4 protein-coding genes are annotated in these 5,657 nt (G+C 52.4%); 2 read left to right on the forward strand and 2 right to left on the reverse strand.

Features of this window, described 5'->3' with window-relative positions; translation table 11 throughout:
* Positions 1 to 1,619 (forward strand): hypothetical protein (locus ACO6VE_RS23745; RefSeq protein ID WP_422463898.1); only part of this gene is annotated, 1,619 nt, incomplete at its 5' end.
* A gap of 59 nt (positions 1,620 to 1,678) precedes the next feature.
* On the opposite strand, the gene ACO6VE_RS23750 is transcribed toward ACO6VE_RS23745, so the two are convergent.
* Together ACO6VE_RS23750 and ACO6VE_RS23755 are read right to left on the reverse strand one after the other, a co-directional pair.
* Positions 1,679 to 1,888: a hypothetical protein gene (locus tag ACO6VE_RS23750; protein ID WP_422448633.1), complete on the reverse strand. Its 210-nt coding sequence runs from the start codon at positions 1,886 to 1,888 to the stop codon at positions 1,679 to 1,681.
* Between the two features lie 697 nt (positions 1,889 to 2,585).
* Positions 2,586 to 2,921, reverse strand: a complete 336-nt coding sequence (locus tag ACO6VE_RS23755) for a hypothetical protein (protein WP_422463900.1) — start codon at positions 2,919 to 2,921, stop codon at positions 2,586 to 2,588.
* Here ACO6VE_RS23755 and ACO6VE_RS23760 point away from each other — a divergent pair.
* A partial coding sequence (locus ACO6VE_RS23760; RefSeq protein ID WP_422463902.1) for a hypothetical protein occupies positions 2,905 to 5,657 on the forward strand: 2,753 nt, incomplete at its 3' end. The two genes, ACO6VE_RS23755 and ACO6VE_RS23760, sit on opposite strands and share 17 nt — an antisense overlap.

Here is a 5,657-nt window from a genome sequence, read left to right on the forward strand (position 1 = left end):
TGTCGGTGCTGCGTCATGGCCTGTCCTGGCTGACCGGCGGCACCCGGGTCACCGCTGACCAGGCGCAGGGAGCAGCGCAGATCACTGCCGGGCAAAGCCATCAACGACAGGAGTCTACTAATACTAATAATGGTGCCGACAACCAGCCGGCCAGCAGAGTCAGGTCGGCGACGCACAGCGTCAACGACAGCCTGGCTCTGGCCGGGCTGCTGGTGTCTCGGGCCACGGACCGCCCCATCCGACCTGACACACTGGCTCATGGTGAGAGGCACCGGACTGATACGGCGGCACAGCCCTTTGACTGCCTGCCGGGCATGCGGCTGCTCACCGGCAGCATGCGGGTGGCCCGGCAACTGCACAACGAAGTGTCGGCTTTCCTGCAGCAGCTCAGGCTGCAGCGGATACAGCCGGATGCTGCCTGGCAAACCGATGACCTGCTGAATATGGCCATCGCCATGGTCACCAATGAGGAGCAACCGACCAGCTGCACCGAGGAGTTTCTGCTCGAAGTGTTGTTCTCGCCCAGACTGGGGGTTGAACATGAGCGCGCCGCCAATATTTTCGACAGCGGCGGACGGGTTCGGGGCACCGGTGGCGGTGCCATCTTCTTTGGCGGGGAGCAAACCCGGCCGTGCCAGTCAGGCCCGGCCAGAGATCTTGGCCAGTGCATGCTGAACGCCATGGCAGACCGTCAACTGGAACAAATGACCGCAGAATCCCGGACGGCTGACTCCGGCCCGTTACTCAGTGGCGCACTGCGCGATGCCATTGTTGACCGGGCCAGCCAGTTTCAGGAACTGCAAAGAGGGGCTGTGTTTGCCCAGCATTCGAGGGGATTGTTCAGCCAGCTGCCAGACTGGCTGGGCACCAGCAGTGGCAACTACAGCAGCCGCCGCGATCAGCTGTTCCAGCGACTGGAACAACGGCTGACCCCGGTTACAAGCCCGGGGGCTGTTCAGGCGAGTAATACCTGCCTCAGCCAGCTGGAAGCGGGTGATTATGGCTCGGCCCGGGCATCCTTCTTCGCGCTGTCGGACCAGCAGCAGCAACAGGCCATCCAGTCACTGACAAGGATGCCGGACTGTTTTGGACTGGAGCCCCAGTGGGATGATCCGGCTCCGAGAGACAGCCAGAGTGCCTGGCAACGCTTCACCGCCCTGTACGACAGCAAGATGGGGGTCCAGGAAGAGGCGATGAACCGCCTGAAGCTGATGTCGATGGTCACTGCTGGCAAGGTGACCGGGCAATACGACGAGGCGCAACAACTGGTGGCACACATTATTGACCTGCTGCCAACCCGGGACAATGCCAGCCAGCGATCCTGCCAGGAGACGGCAGAGTGCGCCCAGCCGCCAGTGTTCCAGCAGCACCATTACGACCGGGGCACCATAAACGACATGCTCAGTGCTTATAAAACCATCAAGGCAGAAGTCGCCGACCAGTTGCCGCAGTACTTTATCAACCACAATCTGGACAGTGACCTGCAAGAAGAGATCATTACCCAGGTGGCGCTGGGCAGTTTGGGATCACTGAATGGCAAGCCTACCGAGTTATGGCAGGCGGAAATAGCAGCGCGGTTGCAAACCGAAGCGGAGGAGTTTGCCCAGACTCCGGTTTAATGATGGAACCCATGAACAACAAACTGTCGGTCCAGGAGTCATGATCGGTTGAGTTCAGGTTAGCGGGAACCCTTCTTCGGATGCGGGTTAAAACGTTTGGCACTGCCTTTCACCTTTCTGGCCTGCACTTCGTTCTTTTTCAGCCGGTCCCGGGGTTTTTTGTGGAAGGAGGGCGCTGGTGACAGGTCAACCAATGCGGCAAGGGCGTCGATATCTGGTTTTTCCAGCTCCTGAAATTGCCCCTGACGCAGCTGGTCAGGAATGATCATGCTGCCAAACCGGACCCGCTTCAAACGGCTGACTTTCAGATCCAGACGACCGATGGAGAGCCAGTGCTCGCCCTTCAGTTTGGGGAGATTATCGAATACCGTTGGACGGCCTTCCTTATCTGAATGGCTGCAGACCTCGCCTTAGGCTTGTAACAGGCAATGACCCCTTATTTGTCACCCCCGTACTGTAAACTTTTCTAACTCGAATATTTGCAACTTTTGTAAAGTTGGATATTTTTTTCATCAATCTGAAATGAATAAAAGTCAACTGACGGGTTTATCAAGCGATGCATCTTGGACTTCCAGTTAAACCAACTAATCCAGGTTTTCTGCCTGATCAACAATTTCCTCATGATCCTGATAAAAAACTCCCTCATGATCCTGATAAAAAAAATCCTCATGATGATGATAAAAAATTTCCTCATGATCATGATAAAAAATTTCCTCATGATCCTGATAAAAAAAATCCTCATGATGATGATAAAAAATTTCCTCATGATCATGATAAAAAATTTCCTCATGATCATGATAAAAAATTTCCTCATGATCGTGCTAAAACAACCAGCGTGTTTCACTCACGTCAAGTGGCTAATAAAAAGACAGGGAAGACGATGATTGCATCGGGTAGCCAGAATCAAACCAGCCATTTGGTTCAGTCTGCCAGTTCTTCAGTCTCACTCAGGCAGACAAAGTCAATTCATTCAAGCGCAGCTGTTTTAATAGATAGCGCCACCTCAATCACTGCTTCGGTCAGCATTTCAAATTCGGCAAACGCTTCAACATCATTTGAAAGCACAGCGGGTTCAATAAATAGCGCAACCTCAAAAACAGCTTCGGCCAGCCATTCAAATTCGGCAAACGATTCAACATCTGCCAGCGCAGGCAGCATACACACGGCAACGGCCACTATGTCGGAGGCAATGAAGGGTAGGGTCTCTGATAACGCTGCTTCGGCAACGTCCGCTAACAGTCCATCTGTGCACAGCGAAACAGGCTCGGTACAGGCGTCGGCGTCGGTGTTAACAGCAATCACCGGTGTATACCTGGCAAAATCCAGCCTGGTCAGATCCCCAGCCACTACTCAGGGTATATACAGCAGTAGCAGTGATTACAAGACTGCTGTGAGTTCATCAGACAGCTCATCAGGGCCCATTAAACATACCGCTACTGCCCACAATTCAGCAGGCTCAGTCAAAGCGACGGACTCCGGTTTTACGACAACCGGCGCTCATCGGCCAGCCAGCCTGTCCGGCTCAGTCAGCAATCCCCTGGCAGCCAGCGTCTCTAGCCATCACCCCCATGCTTCTGGCTCAGCAGGGCCTTCCGCCACAAGTGTAAGTATCAATGATATGGGTGAAACCGGTGAACATTCGGCAACGTCCATGGGGTTATCCGGCTCGGTGAAGAGTGCCGCCTCTACCCATACAACGGGTATGCATTCATTGCCTTCGCTGCACAGTTCTGCAACTGCCATGAATGCCTCCACGGCTTCCCCAGCCCGGTTCAGCCTGTCCGGTTCCAGCAAGGGCGCTGTTACCAATGCATCTGCAAATTCAACAACAGCCTATCCGGGTTCTGTTTCGGTTTCTGCCAGCCCAGCGGGTAGGCAAATAACGTCATTTAATTATGCAAGCTCGATTGTCCAGGATTCTACTTCTGCAAGCATTGCCACCGCCCCGATACTACTACCGACCAGCACTCCCTCACTGGTTAACACCCTGCTCCCCTGGACTGACAGTATTATCCCGGCACATTCATTTGGCGGCATCACCGACATCGCGCCCACCAGGACCACCGTAGCCCCGTCCAGTTCGCTGGCCACTACCAATTTAACACTGGAGCAGCAACTGACCACCATAGTGGACGACATGGGCAAATCAACCAATCTTGGCATGTACGAAAATGACCTGGTTTATTTTCAACAACTGTTTCCGGCCCTTAACTTCACGGAATTAGTCACCTTTGTTAAGGACAGTGCCAGGGATTTTGCCGGATATATGCTGCTCAAAGGCATTGAAGCCTTCGCCAAAACGATCAATGGCACTTTCCCTGATGCCACTCGTCACTATTTGGATATCGTAGCAGCCGGGGTGGATGACATTATCCATGAGTTCAACACCACAATCGCGCCTGCCCAGAATACTAGCTCAACGACAGTAGCCCATCACCATCGTTCAAAAAGAATGATCCTTTCGGAGCAGGATTTCTTAAGCAAAATCAGGCTGCTGATAGGGGCTGAAGGTGTACTTGCCAGAGACAACAAGGTCCCGCAACTGTTGGAGTTTTTACGGGGTTTTTCAGCAATGCGCAATGAATTTACCCTTACGATGCAGCGTGGCGTTGCGGCAGGCCCAGATGCAATAGCTCTTACCAATCAACTCCGGCAGCCGCCGGAGATGGCCAATTATTTGCGGCAATATGAGAACGAGGTCTTTGATTTAATAGGGAATCAAGACTTTCAGGCACTTGGCAGATTAGCGTTTAAAGTTAACACCCTCTCATATTTTAACGTTTTTGCTCCGCCACGACAGAGAGACATGATGCAATCGCTCAGGCTCCTTGTTCGTACCATGATTCACCGTCTCGAACAGATATCTCTGGGGACCACCAATCCGTCAACTATGACGCATATGGCTTATCTCACACTTTTCTGTGTAATCTGGAACCCTTTGCGATTAATGATGCGTGATCAGCAGTTAGCTGAAGGCATTTGTCAGTCGGATGTAGTTTCATTGACCGTTGCCAGCCAGTTGGGAATTTCTGTTAGCAGCTCATTAAATACTATGGTCAATGCTATTTTCCTGGGTACCGGATATGCTCGATTACCCGCTCTTGTCAGGACGATCCTACAGGAAATTGCGAGTAAAAATAGTATATCTTCCCCCGTAAGTTTATGGCGTAGCCTGGGCCTGAAAAGAGACAGTCATTACCTTGATAAAATTGGCCAGAAAGTTGAGCAATTTGGGTTTAGAGTCTATGGTGGAGAACCATTTCTTACAATCCGGTCAATGCTGTCAAAGATGGTTGCAGCGTTCAATGCGAAGGCAACTCAGTTACCGGCAGGGGCAGATGCTAATGTTCTGTTTACCATCTCCCCCCGTACCTCACATGTCATATTTGCAAAAATACAAAGAGTGAATAATCAACTATCTCTGACCACTGCTGATTCCGACGGCTATTTGCTTATAGCCAGCGCCGATTCAATGGATCAGTTGGTCGCAAGGGCCATGAACGTACTGAGACCGCTGGCTCAGCGATACGGCCTTGGATTGACTCAGTCAGGGCAGATTGCCAACGGAAGAGGTATCGGGCATCTTTATCAACCCACCGACGCAGAAATAACCGAGTTGGCTGACCTGGCTCCCATTCCTACCTCGTCCTTAACGTTAAAACAGATCCTGACCAAGCCGGTAACGGAACTTGAAGCCCTCGACAAAGCGGCCACGAAGGCACTGGCCAAAGAATACATTAACAAGGTGACCAGTGCAGCGGGGCTTGACAAACTGAAATTAAGCCAGAAACTGACTGAACAGGACCTGCTCCCTTCACCCTCAAGCCTTCAGGTAACCACAGCCGATTCACTGATTATGCAAATGCGGGAAGTGATCAGTGTGCTTGACGACGCTCTGGCCAATAATACCCCGGTACCGGAAGCCATCAAAAAGCTGAATGCTCACATTATGGCCAAAACCAGTCAAAGCCTGCTTGCCCGGGCCAAAGCGACCGCTGGAGAACAGCCGGACCCTGTACCTGGTCCTTCCGGGGTGGC

This window comes from Endozoicomonas sp. ALB115, assembly GCF_049310245.1.
Lineage (GTDB): Bacteria > Pseudomonadota > Gammaproteobacteria > Pseudomonadales > Endozoicomonadaceae > Endozoicomonas.

What these genes read in the sequence shown, in the direction of transcription:
- ACO6VE_RS23750 (WP_422448633.1), bottom strand. Translation starts at nt 1,888, where the DNA reads ATGATCATTCCTGACCAGCTGCGTCAGGGGCAATTTCAGGAGCTGGAA.